The sequence below is a fragment of the Oscillospiraceae bacterium genome (assembly GCA_015065085.1).
Classification (GTDB): domain Bacteria; phylum Bacillota; class Clostridia; order Oscillospirales; family SIG627; genus SIG627.
The window spans coordinates 20287-37022 of record SVQW01000015.1 but is presented as its reverse complement, the minus strand read 5'-3'; the positions used below and the strand labels follow the sequence as shown (position 1 = coordinate 37022).

The following is a 16736-nucleotide window of genomic DNA, read 5'->3' as shown; positions in this document are numbered from 1 at the left end:
TGACCTGCGGTCATCAAAAACAAAAAAATATGAAAAGAGGTTCAATAAAATGAAACAGCTTGATTTAACAAAGTACGGCATTACCGGTGCCAAGGAAATCATCCACAACCCTTCTTATGAGGAGCTGTTTGTGGCTGAAACCGATCCCGCTCTCGAGGGCTTTGAGAAGGGTCAGGCAACCGAACTGGGCGCTGTAAACGTTATGACCGGTATTTATACCGGACGTTCCCCCAAAGATAAGTTCATCGTTATGGATGAAAACTCCAAGGACACCGTTTGGTGGACCTCCGACGAGTTCAAGAACGACAACCATCCCTGCACTGAAGAGTCCTGGAAGGCTCTTAAAGAGCTTGCTATAAAGGAGCTCAGCGACAAGAAGCTTTACGTTGTTGACGTATTCTGTGGCGCTAACGAAGACTCCCGTATGGCTATCCGTTTCATTATGGAAGTTGCTTGGCAGGCACACTTTGTAAAGAACATGTTCATCAACCCCACTGAAAAAGAGCTTGAGAACTTCGAGCCCGACTTTGTATGCTACAACGCATCCAAGGCAAAGGTTGAAAACTACAAGGAGCTGGGTCTCAACTCCGAAACCGCAGTTGTTTTCAACATCACCTCCCGTGAACAGGTTATCCTCAACACCTGGTACGGCGGCGAAATGAAAAAAGGTATGTTCTCCATGATGAACTACTACCTGCCCCTTAACGGTATAGCTTCCATGCACTGCTCTGCAAACACCGACATGAATGGCGAAAACACCGCTCTGTTCTTCGGTCTTTCCGGTACAGGTAAGACCACACTTTCCACCGACCCCAAGCGTCTCCTCATTGGTGACGACGAGCACGGCTGGGACGACAAGGGCGTGTTCAACTTTGAGGGCGGATGCTATGCAAAGGTTATCAACCTTGACAAGGAATCCGAGCCCGACATTTTCAATGCTATCAAGCGCAATGCACTGCTTGAAAACGTTACCGTTGATGAGAAGGGCGTTTGCGACTTTGCTGACGGCTCCGTAACCGAAAACACCCGTGTTTCCTACCCCATCGACCACATCGAAAAGATCGTTCGTCCCGTTTCCGCAGCTCCCGATGCAAAGAACGTAATCTTCCTTTCCGCTGACGCTTTCGGCGTACTGCCTCCTGTTTCTATCCTTACACCCGAGCAGGCTCAGTACTACTTCCTGTCCGGATTCACCTCCAAGCTGGCAGGTACCGAGCGCGGCATTACCGAGCCCACCCCCACCTTCTCCGCTTGCTTCGGTCAGGCATTCCTGGAACTGCATCCTACCAAGTATGCAGAAGAGCTGGTTAAGAAGATGGAAAAGAGCGGTGCAAAGGCATACCTTGTAAACACCGGCTGGAACGGTACCGGCAAGCGTATCTCCATCAAGGACACCCGCGGAATCATCGACGCTATCCTTGACGGCTCCATCAACAAGGCTGAAACCAAGACCATTCCTTACTTCAATCTTGCTGTTCCCACCGAGCTGCCCGGCGTTGACACTAAGATTCTTGACTCCCGCGACACCTATGCAGACCCTGCTGAGTGGGATGCAAAGGCTAAAGACCTTGCAGCACGTTTTGTTAAGAACTTTGTTAAGTACACCGGCAACGACGCGGGCAAAGCACTTGTAAAAGCGGGTCCTCAGCTGTAATACACGAAATTATAAACAAAAAAGGTTTTCGCATTTGCGAAAACCTTTTTTCTTTATCAATCGTCGCTTATTACAAACAATTCGTTCGGTGTACATTCCAAAAGAAAGCACATGGTTTCGATGTTTTCATATTGTATTGACTTGGTTTGGTTGTTTATCATTTTTGAAAAATTCTGATAACTCATACCCATTTGCTTATACAACCAATATTTTGTTTTACCGCGTGATTTTAACAATTCCATTGCGTTAAGCCTTATCACCTAATCACTCCATATCTCATTTTATAAAGATATATTAATACATCAGATGTTTTTACATATAGACTATTGAATTATATAATGAAAGCATGATATAATCAGTATATGAGGTGATAAGCATGATTATTACATTACACCGGAATACGCCGGGAAGAATGAAAAAGTAATAATAGAAATTAATATATAACAATATTATCTTTAAATTTTGCTGTGGGTGATTTGAGCGGAGGAGCCTTAAAAAGGCTCCTCCGCTCAGCAACAAAACCAAATTATTTCAAATATCAAATTTTATCTCTGCGCCGTTAACTCTTGCGGCGGAATTAAGGTCGGTGTAAATAACTGCGCTGGGGTGCTTTTTGAGAAGTGTCGCAGGGGTCATATTGGTAAGGTCATTCACGAGAGTGTCATGAATAGCGTTAGCCTTAACGGAATGAGGAACGCAGGAAACAATGTGCTTACACTGCATTATCTGATAGCAGGTCATAGAAACCGCCTGCTTGGGCACGTCATCAACTGTGGCAAACCAGCCCTCGCCCACCTGCTGTTTTTTGCAGGTGTCATTAAGATTAACAACTATATATGCTTCCCTGGTATCGAAATCTGCAGGGGGGTCATTAAACGCAATGTGAGCATTTTCACCGATTCCGATAAGTCCGACATCAATTTCTTCCTCGCGGAGCTTTTCGGTGATAGCAGGAATACATTCCGGAGTGCCGTCTATAAGATAAGCCGCCTTAAGGTTGACCTTTGAAATGAATTTTTCCTTAAGGTACTTGCGGAAGGAAGCTATGTGAGTTTCCTCTATGCCTACATATTCATCAAGGTGGAACATTTCAACCTTGCTCCAATCAAAGTCCTTTTCGATAAGTGCAGCAATGGTATCAAACTGGGAAGCGCCCGTTGACATAAGTATTCTCGCGTGTCCCTTTTTATTGATAGCCTGCTGAAGAAGCCCTACGATATAATCTGCGGCAGATTTGCCGAGCGCCTTTGAATCCAAACAAATTCTGAGTTCCATAATTCTATCTCCTTTTAAAAAACATATTTTCAACTTGTATTTATATTCTACATCATACATAATAAAAAGTCAACAAATATATTGCAATATTTGTGGAATTTGCAGTTTTATTGTGTATTTTTTTGAAAAAGCTCGACAATATTGTAAAAATGATGTATACTGTACAAAATAATTTTACGGAGTGATAACATGTACGAGCTTGTTAAAATCAGCGACATTTCATATTACATACAATCCCCTGCCAAAATAGGAATTTATCTGAAAAACGACTGTGACGCATACCTTATCGACAGCGGAAACGACAAGGATGCGGGCCGTCGTTGCAAAAAAATTCTTGACGAGCAGGGCTGGTGTCTCAAGGGAATACTCATCACGCATTCCAATGCCGACCACATCGGCGGATGCGCCTACCTTCAGAGCCAATACGGCTGTAAAGTTTTTGCAGGTGGAATTGAAGCCGCTTTCACTAAAAATCCAATTCTCGAGCCTGCTTTTCTGTACGGCGGTTTTCCGTTTTCTGAATTGAAGCACAAATTCTTAATGGCTCAGCCATGTGATGTGAGCTCCTTTGAGGATGCGGATTTTCCGAAAGAAGTGGAAATAATCCCTCTGCCGGGTCATTTTTTTGACATGGTGGGCTTTAAATTACCCGACGGAACATTTTTTATTGCCGACTGTCTTTCAAGTGAAACAGCACTCGAAAAATATCATCTGTCGTTTCTTTATGATGCAGAGGCTTACCTTAAAACACTGGAAGCTCTGCCAAGCATAACCGCTTCGGTATATATCCCCTCTCACGCGCAGCCGACAAAGGATATTTCCGATTTAGCCAAGCTGAACCGTGACAAAGTGATGTCAATAGCAACGGAAATAGTTACTCTGTGCAGTAAGCCCGTGACCTTTGAAGAATTGCTTGACAGTGTTTTCACTCATTACGCCCTCACCATGACCTATGAGCAATACGTACTCATTGGCAGTACCCTGCGTTCATATCTTGCGTGGCTTAAGGAAAGCGGAAAAATCACCTGCTCCATCGATGGCAACCGTATAGTATGGCAGGCAGTATAATGACAAAAAGGTATTATGCCTCGGCATAATACCTTTTTAATATCAGTCAAGCCATATCGGGTTTCCGATTGCCATGGGCGCACCATCACATTCACGTAGTATTTCGGCACGGTAAAAAGCGCGCTTTTTCACCTTAAGACTTACCGCAAAATCCGGGGTAAGGGGTGCGGAATACGCAATTCCCTTATCGGTAATAATATCCACACGGTAATTGCCCGCCACATCGAAGCTTGAATGGAAATCGTCAACCTTAAGCTGAAGCTCCATTCCATCCTCGTATTTTGCTGTCGCGCCGACACAAGCCTCACCGATGCACATTTTTACTGCCGCAATTCCCGAATTCACATTTCCCTTTGCGACGCACATTGCAATATCCGAGGCGTGCTTTTCCGCGGCATAAACCGCATTCAGACCGCTGATACCGGGAGCTCCGTGGGCATCCTTTGTGGCAGTATTGTACATTTTCACGCCTTTAGACAACAGCTCCGTCCACAACTTGTAGTTTGCAACAGTATGAGGATTGAGCGGGTCGTTAAAGGTGGTGGTATATATTATTTCCATTCCTGTGCCGTCACCAAAATTGAAATCATCAACATTGGTGCTCTCCATCTGCTGCTTCGGGTGAGCGTGGATGAACGCGCCGCCCGCTTCAATAACCGCATCTTTAACCTGCATAAAACGGTTCTTATCAACACGTATGTACTTGAAATGTCCCTCGCTTGTGCCTTCAAATTCAAATACATCAGGAAATTCTTCCAGTATTTTTTCCAAAGTTCCGCGCTGTGGAAAAATCATGAGATAGTGAAAAACCAGTCTTGGCTCATGCCATACGCCCGCCGGCTCGGTCCCATACAGAAAAAATGACGGATCGAATTCGTCAAGATACATATGGCGAACCTGGCGGTGATCCATTATACCTACAAAATCCATATTCATTTTTTCCATAGCTTGTTTCCATTCGGAAAGCGTTGTTTCTCCGTCACTGGTGCCGCCTGTTGCGGCATGGGCGTGAAAGTCACCGAAGTATGCCTTTTTACCGCTGTACAAGCGATCCAGTTCGGTAAAATCCGATTCGGTGCGTTCATGAGTATCAAGGGGAAATTGAACCCCGGGAACAATGTGTTTCATAGTAATATCTCCCTTGCTTTTCCTATGCATCTATTCTATCATAAAACCTATTTAATTACAATACTATCTTTCCATTATCAAACCGTTTCTGAAAGCACAAATGAAAAATTTCTGTGAATTTCGGAAATTCTATTGCTTTTTTGCACAAAAAATGTATAATATATCTGTTATATATAATATTATGAAAGACAGGTGTTTTCACAATGGCATTGGTTAATACAACCGAAATGTTCAAAAAAGCTTACGCCGGTAAATACGCTATCGGCGCGTTCAACATCAACAACATGGAGATCATCCAGGCTATTACCGAAGCCGCAGGAGAGCTTAAGAGCCCTGTAATTCTTCAGGTTTCCGCAGGCGCAAGAAAGTATGCAAAGCAGGAATACCTCCTCGCTCTTGCAAAGGCGGCTATCGCCGATTCCGGTATCGACCTCGCTCTTCACCTTGACCACGGCGCTGATTTCGAAATTTGCAAAGCTTGTATCGACGGTGGTTTTACCTCCGTTATGATCGACGGCTCTCATCACACCTTTGAAGATAACATTGCCGTTACCAAGAAAGTAGTTGAATATGCTCACGCACGCGGCGTTGTTGTTGAAGGCGAGCTGGGCAGACTTGCAGGCGTTGAGGACGATGTAAATGTTTCCGATGAAGACTCCTCCTACACCCGTCCCGAAGAAGTCGAAGAATTCGTTGAAAAGACCGGTGTTGACTCTCTTGCCATCGCTATCGGTACTTCTCACGGTGCTTACAAATTCAAGCCCGAGCAGTGCACCAGAAACGAAGAGGGCATTCTTGTTCCCCCTCCGCTGCGCTTTGACATTCTCGAAGAAATCATGAAGAGAATTCCCGGCTTCCCTATCGTTCTTCACGGTGCTTCTTCTGTTTCTCAGGCTCACGTTAAGGAAATCAACTCCATCGGCGGCGCACTTCCCGATGCAGTAGGTATTCCCGAGGAACAGCTCAGAAAGGCAGCTTCTCTTGCAGTTTGCAAGATTAATATCGACTCCGATATCCGTCTTGCCATGACTGCAGGTATCCGCCGTGTAATGCACGACCAGCCCGACGTATTTGACCCCAGAACCTACCTCACCGTTGCACGTTCCGAGGTTAAGGCTATGGTTGCTCACAAAATCAAGGACGTTCTCGGCTCTGCAAACACTCTTTAATCAACTGAAAATCATGCGCCGTGTGAAAAACACACGGCGCTTCTTTTATTCATAAAAAAGCACAAAAGATAATTGTGAGATATACCTCTTTTTTTCATAATACATATTGAATTTTGTCAAGATTTATGTTATAATAGATGTAAATATTCTAAAATCTGCGGTGAGAAAGGAAAGACGGATATGCCTTATATTTTGAAGTCGGCAGAAAATGACGGAATATTCGGCTTACCGCGCGACATCCTGCCTCATCTTGCAGGCGCCTCGGAAAGCGACTTGAAGGTCATAATTTTTCTTTATTCCGAGTTAAAAAACGGTTTTGACGCCGAGAATATTCATGAAATTGCCGAAAAGCTCTCTCTTTCCGATGAGGAAGTGAATTTTTCCCTGGCATTTTGGAGAGGCGCAGGAATAATTAAAAGCGCAAAAGCTCTCAAAAGCAAAAATTCCGCTTCAGAGGAACAAAATACTGTTGTGAAAAAACCGGGTGCGCGTCCCATTTATCCTGCGGCACAGGTTGCTCAGGCTATCGAAAACACAACGGGCATGAAAGCACTGGTGGATTTCTGCCAACACAAGTTTAACAAGCTTTTTAACCCCTCTCAGCTTTCTATGCTGTACTCCTTTTACGACAATCTCGGCTTTGAGCCCGACATCATTATGCTGGTCGCGGAGCACTGCTGTATAATTGAAAAGCCGTCGTTGGGGTACATGGAAAAAATACTCATAACCATGAGCGACAACAACATAACCCGTTACAGCGATGTAGAGGATTATCTCGGTGCAAAGCTTAGGTATAACGAGCAAGAGCATAAGCTCCGTAAACTGTGCGGATTTACTTCAAGGGAACTGACGCCTTCGGAGAAAAAACTTATAGGCGTATGGTTCAAGGAGTGGAGTATTGACTTTTGTCTGGTTGAAAAAGCGTATGAGATAACTGTGGACCGCATTTCAAAGCCCTCTCTCAAATACATGAATTCCATCCTTGAAAGCTGGCATCAGCGCGGAATACTGAATGTCTCTCAGCTTGTCGAAACTTCGTCACAAAAAAGCGAAGCGGACAGCAAGAGCCATGATGCAGACGAATTTTTCAAAGCCGCAGTTGCCAGAAGTATGGGTGAAAATACATAAAAGTTTCGAAAGGACTAAACCAATGAACATATTTCTCGCGTCCAAATCCAAAAGACGTCAGAAAATATTGCAGAATCTGGGTATAAGCTTTAAAACCGCTCCTTCCGACGCGGACGAAAAAAATGTTCCCGACCTTCCTCCCGACGAATACGTTTCGGGGCTTGCGGTACGCAAGCTGAGGGCGGCAAGGGAACAGAAAAATTACAACGATGACGATCTTATAATCTGTGCAGATACAGTAGTTTCCTACGACGGTCTGATAATGGGTAAGCCTGAAAACGAGGACGATGCCTTCACAATGCTTACCATGCTGTCGGGCAACTGGCATGAGGTATACACCGGCGTTGCCATAGCCTACGACAACAAAATTGCCGTGGATTACGAGGTTACAAGAGTAAAATTCCGTGAGCTTTCCTCTCACGAAATCGAAAAATACATTGCTTCGGGCGAGCCGATGGACAAAGCAGGCGCCTATGGTATTCAGGACACGGCGAGCATCTTTGTGGAGCGTACCGAGGGCGACTTTTTCAACATTGTGGGGCTTCCCGTTTGCAAGCTGGGCATGATGCTGAAAGAAGAATTCAATATTGAACTTTTTGATTTAATAAAATAAAGGACGGTGCTGAAATGGTTAACGACGTTTACAGTGAAAAATTTATCAAAGAAGGTCTGACATTTGATGACGTGCTTTTGATTCCTGCAAAAAGCGATGTTCTGCCTGCGGATATCAACCTTGTCACCAATCTGACCTCAAAAATAAGACTTAATATCCCGCTCATGACAGCCGCAATGGATACTGTCACCGAAAGCCGCATGGCTATTGCCATAGCGCGTGAGGGCGGCATAGGTATAATACACAAGAATATGCCCATCGAAATGCAGGTTCAGGAGGTTGACCGCGTTAAGAGAAGCGAAAACGGTGTTATTGTCAATCCTTTTTTCCTTGCCCCCGAAAACTATGTTTACGAAGCTGATCAGCTTATGGGCAAATACCGTATTTCAGGTGTGCCGATTTGCCGTGACGGCAAGCTTGTTGGTATTCTGACCAACCGTGATATGCGTTTTCTGACCAATCACGATATGAAAATTGAAGACGTTATGACCAAGGATAATCTTGTAACTGCCGATGTGGGTACCACTCTCGAGCAGGCGAAGGAAATCCTTTCAAGGCATCGTATAGAAAAGCTTCCTCTTGTTGACAGCGATGGACATCTCAAGGGTCTCATAACAATCAAGGACATCGAAAAAGCAGTAAAATATCCTCATGCAGCAAAGGATGCCGCGGGAAGACTTGTATGCGGTGCGGCAATCGGTGCCACCAAGGATGTACTTGACAGAGCAGGTGCTCTCATAGAGGCAGGTGCTGACGTTCTTGTTCTGGACTCGGCTCACGGTCACTCCCAGAACATTGTAAACGCCCTTTCCAAGGTTAAAGCTAAATTCCCCACCGTTCAGGTTATTGCAGGTAATATTGCTACCGCAGCAGCAGCCGAGGAGCTCATTGCGGCAGGTGCCGATGCGGTCAAGGTAGGTATAGGTCCCGGTTCTATCTGTACAACCCGTGTTGTTTCGGGTATAGGCGTGCCTCAGATAAGTGCAGTTTATGACGTTGCCTGTGTTGCACAGAAGCACGGTATTCCCGTTATTGCAGACGGCGGTGTTAAATACAGCGGTGATATAACCAAGGCAATCGCGGCAGGTGCTGACGTTGTAATGGTAGGTTCACTGGTTGCAGGCTGTGAAGAAAGCCCCGGCGACACCGAAATCTATCAGGGCAGAAGCTTCAAGGTTTACCGCGGTATGGGCTCTATCAGCGCAATGCAGTGTGGTTCAAAGGACAGATATTTCCAGGAAAACAACAAAAAGCTTGTTCCCGAGGGCGTTGAAGGACGTGTTCCTTACAAGGGAACTCTGGCTGACACGGTTTATCAGCTCATGGGTGGTCTGAGAAGCGGTATGGGCTACTGCGGTGCTCCCGACGTTACCACTTTGCAGAAAAATGCTCAGTTTGTACGCATTACCGGCGCAGGTCTTAAGGAGTCCCATCCTCATGACATTTACATCACCAAGGAAGCGCCCAACTACAGCGTAAGTCCGCAATAAATGTAACTGACAGGGAACGACAAAATGTCGTTCCCTGTATTTAGAGGTAACAATATGAAAATTCTGCTTATAGACGGTCAGGGCGGAAAGCTGGGCAAAGAGCTGTGCGAATCTATTCTGGCGCGTTTTAAAGATATCGAGCTTGTTGCGGTGGGAACTAATACCATTGCGACCTCCGCCATGATAAAGGGCGGTGCAAAGCTATGTGCCACCGGTGAAAATGCCGTGGTCGTAAATTGCCGTACAGCTGACATAATTGTGGGTCCGATAGGCATTGTGATTGCGGACTCCATGCTGGGTGAAATAACGCCCGATATGGCTCTCGCCGTCTCGCAAAGCAATGCTGTCAAAATCCTCATTCCCGCAAATCGCTGTAACAATCTTATCGCGGGCGTGGACGGTATGAATGTGAGTGACATGATAAACGATGCACTTAAGAAAATAGAGAATATAATCCGGAAATAACATATACTCATTGACAATTCGGGATTCATATGATATAATATACCGTAGTTTGTAAACACAAGTTTACTTCCGCGGCACAAGCCGATAACACTTTCATTTATGAATTTATGTCACAAGACATATGCCGTCCACAAGGTCGGCGTATGTCTTTTGGTTTGTGTAATGCACAGAAAGGAAGAAACATGAAAACAAAAACACATATTCTGAAAATGGTGTTGGCAGCATTTTTTGCAGCACTGGCTTATGTAATGCCATTTCTGACAGGACAAATACCCGAAATAGGCTCTATGCTTTGTCCTATGCATATTCCCGTTCTTTTATGCGGATTTATCTGCGGTTGGCACTGGGGACTGGCAGTGGGTGTTATAGCTCCGCTGATGCGTTCGCTTATGTTGGGTATGCCGCCCATACTTACTGCAATATGCATGGCTTTTGAGCTTGCCGCCTACGGCGCTCTTTGCGGTATTCTCTATAAGCTTTTCCCAAAAAGAATCCCCTTTATATACTGCTCCCTCATTATTTCAATGATACTGGGCAGACTGGTATGGGGAGCAGCAATGTTTGTTTGCATGGGCATGGCAGGAAACACTTTCGGGCTTTCCGCATTCGTTGCGGGCGCTTTCACCAATGCAATTCCCGGTATTGTAATCCAAATTATACTTGTACCCATTATTGTCATTGTCCTTGAAAAAACACCTGTTTTCAAAAAGCTTTGCTGAGGAGAATTTTATAAATGTGCTCTACCCGCAACAGACTTATCACCCACTTTAATACATATAATAAAGCACAAATCGGCGACCTTTTCAAATTTCTGCACCAGAGTTGTTTCGGCTGTGAGCACATGATTTCAGATTATCGTGATGTACTGAAACGCATATCTGAGGAGCTGGAACAAAAGCCCCGCGCAAAAGAGCTTATTGAAGTGCTTGACGGGGATTACAGTCGTGTGTGGCTTGGATTTATAAACAACGGCATGAGCCGTGAAACATTCGCCAAGCTGTTTTACCTTTCCTCAAAATGCTCCAAGCAAAGTGAAAATCTTCTTGAAGAAAAGCTTGCCGTTCTGAAAAGGCTTATTTCGGACGGTGCCATACCGCTTGACAAAAGCGAGTTTGAAAAAGCGGTGCAAAAATGGAAATCGGAAGGCTACCCCGCCTTGCACCACTCGGAAAGCTTCAACAAAGAGTATCAGCCCGCATACCGTGTAATTTCAAACAAATTCATTCCGTTTACGGAGCTGTTCACGAGAATTGACATGCTGCTTTCAAAGGGAAATGCTGTTGTTGCAATAGAGGGTAGCGCGGCAAGCGGAAAAACCACTCTTGCAAAAATTCTTGGAGAGGTTTATGACTGCACCGTTTTTCACATGGACGATTTCTTTTTACAGCCTCATCAGCGCACACCCGAACGCTTTGAGCAAATCGGCGGAAATGTTGACTATGAAAGGTTTCATGAAGAAGTACTTAAACCGCTTAATGAAAACAAAACTGTAAATTACCGCCGTTTTGACTGTACTTCAATGAAAATGCAACCCGCAGTTGAAATAATCCCCAAAAAGCTGACTGTCATTGAGGGTGCATACTGCATGCGTCCGGAGCTTAGTAAGTATTACAATTTAAGTGTTTTTCTGAATATCGACCCCGAAATGCAGAAAAAGCGCATACTGCACCGCAATCCCGATATGGCGCAACGTTTTTTTGACGATTGGATACCCATGGAACAGCGCTATTTTGAAGCTTTTGATATAAAGAATAAATGTAACGTGTGCATGGAAATTCAAGACAATTAAACATTAGTAAACACAAATAACGGTACGCCAAGGCGTACCGTTATTTTGTCGGTAATCTGTTATTCAAAATCCAAAAATCTATACGGCTCAACTTCCAGACATTTTGCAATTCTGAAAAGTGTATCAAGGCTTATTGGTTTATATATATTAGGTGCTTCAATCTGTCCGATGAAACTGGTAGCAACATTCATTTTATTTGCAAGCTGTTCCTGTGTCATGCCCTTAAGTTTTCTATAATATGACACTTTGAGACCGATTTTGGTATAATTCTGAGCAAATTCATCGTTCATTTTACGTTTTCACCTCAAGAATTATTATACACTCTTGACAACTATTTTTTTATATGATATAATTACAATAAATATTACCAAATAAATAATAAAAATTATCATAACATTAATTATTATTACTACATAATAAATAAAATCATGCGTAAAAAAAACGACTATCTTCGTGTCAGCAACAGCTACAAGTTAAACATGTACAGACTAAAAATATTTAATAAAAAGGTAAGTATGTTGAGCAATTCAAAAAAAGCTCTGTATTGTAAGTACAACCGCATAGTAGATAAAACGCAAAACGTGAACAGTTACGCAGATACTGTTGGATTACTTGCGTTACATTATGGCTTTTATGCCATTTCATCGCTTTGTTTAATCAGATTGTTATTGCCTTATATGCATATGAATTATATTAAAAAATTTGTTGATACTTTTCTGATTGTTATTTTGTTTCTGGTGTCATTAACATGTATAATATCTCAAATAGTCAAAACAATTTCAGCAATCTGTAATAGCATATACTGGAGAAAAATATACAATTTGTTGGAATAATTCCTATTTTTTATTTAATTTCAAGTTTTCGCGGGGGAGTTTGAGGGGGAGCCTTTTGTAAAAGGCTCCCCCTCATTATCATTATAAAATTAAATTCAAAGTGTTTTGGCGCGGTGGTTAACTTCGGCTTTAAAGTTTTTAAGCATATGAGAATAGGTACCCTCCATGTAAGGGCTGGTGATTATGAAATCCGCTGTTGCACGGTTATTTGCTATGGGAATATCATAAACCTGCGCTATTCTGAGAAGCGCCTTTACGTCGGGGTCATGAGGCTGTGCGGCAAGGGGGTCGGAAAAGAAGATGACTATATCTATCTTGCCCTCTACAATGCGTGCACCTATCTGCTGGTCTCCGCCAAGAGGACCGCTGTTGTAGCCGCGCACGGGAAGACCCGTATGCTCAGCAACCATCTTTGCGGTTGTTCCCGTTCCGCAGAGGAAATGATGCTCAAGAATTTCCTTGTTCTTTTTACACCAGTCAATAAGGTCATGTTTTTTGCTGTCGTGGGCTATTAGCGCAATATTCTTCTGCGACTCCATAACCAGTTCTATCTGATTTATTTCCATATAAAATTCCTTTCGGTTTTAACCGCCAAGATATGCTTTCTTAACCATCTCACTGGCGGCAAGCTCACTGCCTGTACCCGTGAGAACAATTTTTCCGTTTTCCAGAACATAGGCACGGTCAGAAATTGCAAGCGACTTGCCCGCATTCTGCTCAACGAGAAGAATTGTTGTTCCGTCTTTATTGATGTCCTTGATAATTTCAAACACCTGATCCACCAGAAGCGGTGAAAGTCCCATAGACGGCTCGTCCAGCATGAGAAGCTTGGGGTGGCTCATAATTGCGCGTCCCATGGCAAGCATTTGTTGTTCACCGCCCGAAAGAGTACCTGCTATCTGATTTTTGCGTTCAGCAAGACGCGGAAAACGGGTATAAATAGCATCAAGGTCCTTTTTAAAGCCCGACTGATCCTTGATAGAGTAAGCGCCCATAAGGAGATTCTCGTACACGGTCAGTTCCTGGAATATACGTCTGCCCTCGGGCACCTGGGTCATGCCAATATGGACTATTTTATGGCAGGGCACCTTTGTGATGTCTTTTCCGTCAAAGGTCACTTTGCCCGCCCTTGCGGGGATAAGACCCACAACGCTCTGCATTGTAGTTGTTTTACCTGCTCCGTTTGCGCCTATGAGAGTTACTATCTCGCCCTGATTTACCTCAAAGCTTATACCCTTAAGCGCACAGATGACGCCGTAGTATACTTCTAAATCCTTTACTTCAAGCATTGCCATGGATTAACCTCCGATATATGCCTTTATGACTTCGGGGTCGTTCAAGGCAGTTTTTGTGTCACCCTCGGCAAGCACAGTACCGAAGTTGAGGACAGTAACCTCATCGCACAGACCTGACACGAACTTCATGTCGTGCTCAATAAGCAGAATGGTCATGTCGAAGCGGTCGCGTATAAATCTTATGGTCTTTACAAGGTCTTCTGTTTCGTGAGGATTCATACCTGCCGCAGGCTCGTCCAATAGCAACAGCTTGGGGTTGGTGGCAAGAGCGCGTGCTATTTCCAGTTTTCTCTGCTTGCCGTATGGCAGATTGCAGGCAAGATTATTGCGTTCTTCTTCAAGGTCGAAAATGCGAAGCAGCTCCTTGGCTTTTTCACGCATAGCCTTTTCCACCTTAAAATGTCGGGGCAATCTCAGAAATGACTCCAAAACACTGCATTTATATTCGGGTCGGTCATGCAGACCCACCATAACATTTCGTACAACCGTCATATTATTAAAAAGACGGATGTTCTGAAATGTACGAGCGATACCTTTGTGGTTTATTTTGTCCTGTCTAAGTCCCTTAATCTCCTCGCCATCCAAATAAAAAGTTCCCGCAGTAGGCTTATATACGCCGGTGAGAAGATTGAAAATAGTTGTTTTTCCCGCGCCATTGGGGCCTATAAGACCATATATCTGATTCTTCTTTATGCGGATATTGACGTCCTGAGCCGCCTTAAGACCGCCGAAGGAAATACCCAGACCTTTAGTTTCAAGAATATATTCAGCCATCAGTTATCCCCTCCGTTTCCGTAGTTTCCTTTTTTGTCCTGAGGTGTCATATCGATGGAAAGAATCTCGTTCATTTCTATTTTAGTAGGCACAACGTCCCATTTTGCCTTGTCGTCACGTCTGTCTGCCGGGTCATGCTTGCGCTTGAACACCTTGGAAATCAGCGTACCGAAATTATATTTATCTCGGAAGTTCTTGAGTGCGGGAGCGTTATTATAAATAACTATAACTATGAGAATAAGTGCGTACAGGAAATTCTGAAGCACTGCAAGGTCACCCGTGAGAATAGTTGCAAGCTTGGTATTGAGGAAGGTTATGAGCGCCGCGGCTATGATGGAGCCGTTTATGCTTCCCATGCCGCCAAGAACCACCATAACCAGAATTTCAATGGAATAGTTATAGCCGAATTTGGCACTCTGAACATTGTAGTTGGAGAAGCTGTACAAAACACCCGCAATACCTGCAAAAAACGCAGATACGGTAAACGCCAGAAGCTTATACTTAGTAACGTTTATACCGCTTGCACGTGCGGCAATTTCGTTATCGCGTATGGCGGTAACGGCTCTGCCGTGCTTGGAGCGGATAAAGTTCTGAATAATAAAAAGTGTAATAATCACCAGAACAAAGGCAAAAATGAAAAGATATTTTTTGTCGTATCTGGGAGTTGCAAGACCCAACGCACCGCCGAAGGTATCGTCGCTTGTGTTCTGGAAAATGGACTTTACTATTTCGCCGAAAGCCAGTGTTACAATGGCAAGGTAGTCTCCGCGCAATCTCAAAGCAGGCATACCGATAACAACACCGCACACTGCCGCAATTGCACCGCCTGCAATAACGCATATAACAAAGTTAAGAGGGCTGTTGCCTATTACAGGTTCAAGTACTGCGGAAAGCTTACCACCCAGATATGCGCCCACGCACATAAAGCCTGCGTGACCCAGCGAAAGCTCGCCCAAAAAACCTACAACAAGGCTGAGGGACACTGCAAGTATTATGCTTATTGCCATTTTTTCCAAAAGGTACAGCAAAGAGCTGCTGAGATGTCCGCCCGTAAAGGTGATAACTGACATTGCGGCAGTAAAAATACCGATCACAATGTAATTTATATAATGCTGCCAGCTTATTCTTTTCAATTTTTTCATTATACTTTTTCCCTCCTCTTCTTACCGAGAAAGCCTGTCGGTCTTACAAGGAGAATTATTATCAGAATTGAGAATTCGATAGCATCCGTGTAAGGAGCGATAACTGTTATTTTGTAGGAAATACACTCTACCATGCCGAGCAGTATTCCGCCCAGCATAGCGCCCGGAATAGAGCCTATACCGCCGATAACCGCGGCTGTGAACGCCTTGATACCCGGCATTGCGCCGAGAGTATTTGAAATGCTGGGGGCTTTAAGCAGATAGAAAAGACCTGCCAGTGCCGCCAGTGCCGAGCCGATGGCAAACGTAATTGTAATAATACCGTTTACATTAATACCCATAAGCTGTGCCGCACCCTTATCCTCTGATACGGCAATCATTGCACGTCCTATACGGGTATATTTTACAAACATTGTAAGTGCCGTCATGACAACAACCGTTACCGCCAGTGTTACCAGCGCAGACACCTGTACGGAAACACCCATGAATTTTATTGAACCGAAGTCATAAACGGTTACCATTTTATTGGCAGAACCGAAAATCATCTGCGCCAGACTCTGGAGCAGGTAGCTTACGCCGATAGCTGTTATGAGAACTGCCAGAGGAGATGCACCGCGTAAGGGTTTATATGCAATCTTTTCTATTGTCATGCCCAGTATAACACAGAAAACAACCGCCATAATAATGGCAAGCAAGGGATTTTTCAGCGCCATAAAGACATATATAACATATCCGCCCACCATAATAATGTCGCCGTGAGCGAAGTTGAGCATTTTGGCGATACCGTAAACCATGGTGTAGCCCAGAGCTATCATGGCATAAATTCCGCCGAGACTCAGACCGTTAATAAGCGTAGATAATATCAGTTCCATTTTTATACCTTAAAAATCAAATTTAGTATGAAAAGTTTGGA

At 44.2% G+C, this 16736-nt stretch carries 18 protein-coding genes; 9 read left to right on the top strand and 9 right to left on the bottom strand.

The window, feature by feature from the left end; genetic code table 11:
- The first annotated feature begins 49 nt into the window (after positions 1 to 49).
- Entirely contained in the window at positions 50 to 1654 is a 1605-nt protein-coding gene (pckA, locus tag E7588_09190) for a phosphoenolpyruvate carboxykinase (ATP) (protein ID MBE6689426.1), read from the top strand.
- 56 nt (positions 1655 to 1710) lie between these two features.
- Here pckA and E7588_09185 read toward each other — a convergent pair whose 3' ends face one another.
- Both E7588_09185 and E7588_09180 read right to left on the bottom strand, forming a co-directional pair.
- On the bottom strand, positions 1711 to 1914 hold the full coding sequence (locus E7588_09185) for a helix-turn-helix transcriptional regulator (GenBank protein ID MBE6689425.1): 204 nt from the start codon (positions 1912 to 1914) through the stop codon (positions 1711 to 1713).
- A 271-nt stretch (positions 1915 to 2185) separates the two neighbouring features.
- Positions 2186 to 2929, bottom strand: coding sequence for a glucosamine-6-phosphate deaminase (locus tag E7588_09180; GenBank protein MBE6689424.1), 744 nt, complete (start codon positions 2927 to 2929; stop codon positions 2186 to 2188).
- Between the two features lie 189 nt (positions 2930 to 3118).
- On the opposite strand from E7588_09180, the gene E7588_09175 reads away from it, so the two are divergent.
- Positions 3119 to 3997: an MBL fold metallo-hydrolase gene (locus E7588_09175; GenBank protein ID MBE6689423.1), complete on the top strand. Its 879-nt coding sequence runs from the start codon at positions 3119 to 3121 to the stop codon at positions 3995 to 3997.
- Positions 3998 to 4039: 42 nt separating this feature from the next.
- Here the strand turns inward: E7588_09175 and E7588_09170 are convergent, their stop codons facing one another.
- Complete coding sequence (locus tag E7588_09170) at positions 4040 to 5125, bottom strand: hypothetical protein (protein MBE6689422.1); 1086 nt, start codon at positions 5123 to 5125, stop codon at positions 4040 to 4042.
- Positions 5126 to 5328: 203 nt separating this feature from the next.
- Between E7588_09170 and fba the strand changes: the two genes are divergently transcribed.
- From fba to E7588_09135, 7 genes are all read left to right on the top strand, one after another.
- Positions 5329 to 6294 (top strand): class II fructose-1,6-bisphosphate aldolase, encoded by a 966-nt coding sequence (fba, locus tag E7588_09165; GenBank protein MBE6689421.1) that lies wholly within the window; start codon positions 5329 to 5331, stop codon positions 6292 to 6294.
- Positions 6295 to 6474: 180 nt separating this feature from the next.
- Positions 6475 to 7422, top strand: a complete 948-nt coding sequence (locus E7588_09160; GenBank protein ID MBE6689420.1) for a DnaD domain protein — start codon at positions 6475 to 6477, stop codon at positions 7420 to 7422.
- A 22-nt stretch (positions 7423 to 7444) separates the two neighbouring features.
- Complete coding sequence (gene maf / locus E7588_09155) at positions 7445 to 8035, top strand: septum formation protein Maf (GenBank protein MBE6689419.1); 591 nt, start codon at positions 7445 to 7447, stop codon at positions 8033 to 8035.
- 14 nt (positions 8036 to 8049) lie between these two features.
- The gene (gene guaB, locus E7588_09150) at positions 8050 to 9525 is read left to right on the top strand and encodes an IMP dehydrogenase (GenBank protein MBE6689418.1); all 1476 of its coding nucleotides are present in this window, start codon (positions 8050 to 8052) and stop codon (positions 9523 to 9525) included.
- A 54-nt stretch (positions 9526 to 9579) separates the two neighbouring features.
- Positions 9580 to 9990 (top strand): DUF3842 family protein, encoded by a 411-nt coding sequence (locus E7588_09145; GenBank protein ID MBE6689417.1) that lies wholly within the window; start codon positions 9580 to 9582, stop codon positions 9988 to 9990.
- 182 nt (positions 9991 to 10172) lie between these two features.
- Complete coding sequence (locus E7588_09140) at positions 10173 to 10709, top strand: ECF transporter S component (protein MBE6689416.1); 537 nt, start codon at positions 10173 to 10175, stop codon at positions 10707 to 10709.
- A 14-nt stretch (positions 10710 to 10723) separates the two neighbouring features.
- The gene (locus E7588_09135; protein ID MBE6689415.1) at positions 10724 to 11779 is read left to right on the top strand and encodes a hypothetical protein; all 1056 of its coding nucleotides are present in this window, start codon (positions 10724 to 10726) and stop codon (positions 11777 to 11779) included.
- Positions 11780 to 11838: 59 nt separating this feature from the next.
- Here E7588_09135 and E7588_09130 read toward each other — a convergent pair whose 3' ends face one another.
- The 6 genes from E7588_09130 to E7588_09105 form a co-directional block, all read right to left on the bottom strand.
- Complete coding sequence (locus E7588_09130; GenBank protein ID MBE6689414.1) at positions 11839 to 12069, bottom strand: helix-turn-helix transcriptional regulator; 231 nt, start codon at positions 12067 to 12069, stop codon at positions 11839 to 11841.
- 638 nt (positions 12070 to 12707) lie between these two features.
- Positions 12708 to 13178, bottom strand: a complete 471-nt coding sequence (locus tag E7588_09125; GenBank protein ID MBE6689413.1) for a methylglyoxal synthase — start codon at positions 13176 to 13178, stop codon at positions 12708 to 12710.
- An 18-nt stretch (positions 13179 to 13196) separates the two neighbouring features.
- Positions 13197 to 13907: an ABC transporter ATP-binding protein gene (locus tag E7588_09120; GenBank protein ID MBE6689412.1), complete on the bottom strand. Its 711-nt coding sequence runs from the start codon at positions 13905 to 13907 to the stop codon at positions 13197 to 13199.
- Positions 13908 to 13910: 3 nt separating this feature from the next.
- Positions 13911 to 14681 (bottom strand): ABC transporter ATP-binding protein, encoded by a 771-nt coding sequence (locus E7588_09115; protein MBE6689411.1) that lies wholly within the window; start codon positions 14679 to 14681, stop codon positions 13911 to 13913.
- Positions 14681 to 15823 (bottom strand): branched-chain amino acid ABC transporter permease, encoded by a 1143-nt coding sequence (locus tag E7588_09110; protein ID MBE6689410.1) that lies wholly within the window; start codon positions 15821 to 15823, stop codon positions 14681 to 14683. Before E7588_09110 ends, E7588_09115 begins: the two co-directional genes overlap by 1 nt.
- On the bottom strand, positions 15823 to 16695 hold the full coding sequence (locus E7588_09105) for a branched-chain amino acid ABC transporter permease (GenBank protein MBE6689409.1): 873 nt from the start codon (positions 16693 to 16695) through the stop codon (positions 15823 to 15825). Before E7588_09105 ends, E7588_09110 begins: the two co-directional genes overlap by 1 nt.
- Positions 16696 to 16736: the final 41 nt, after the last annotated feature.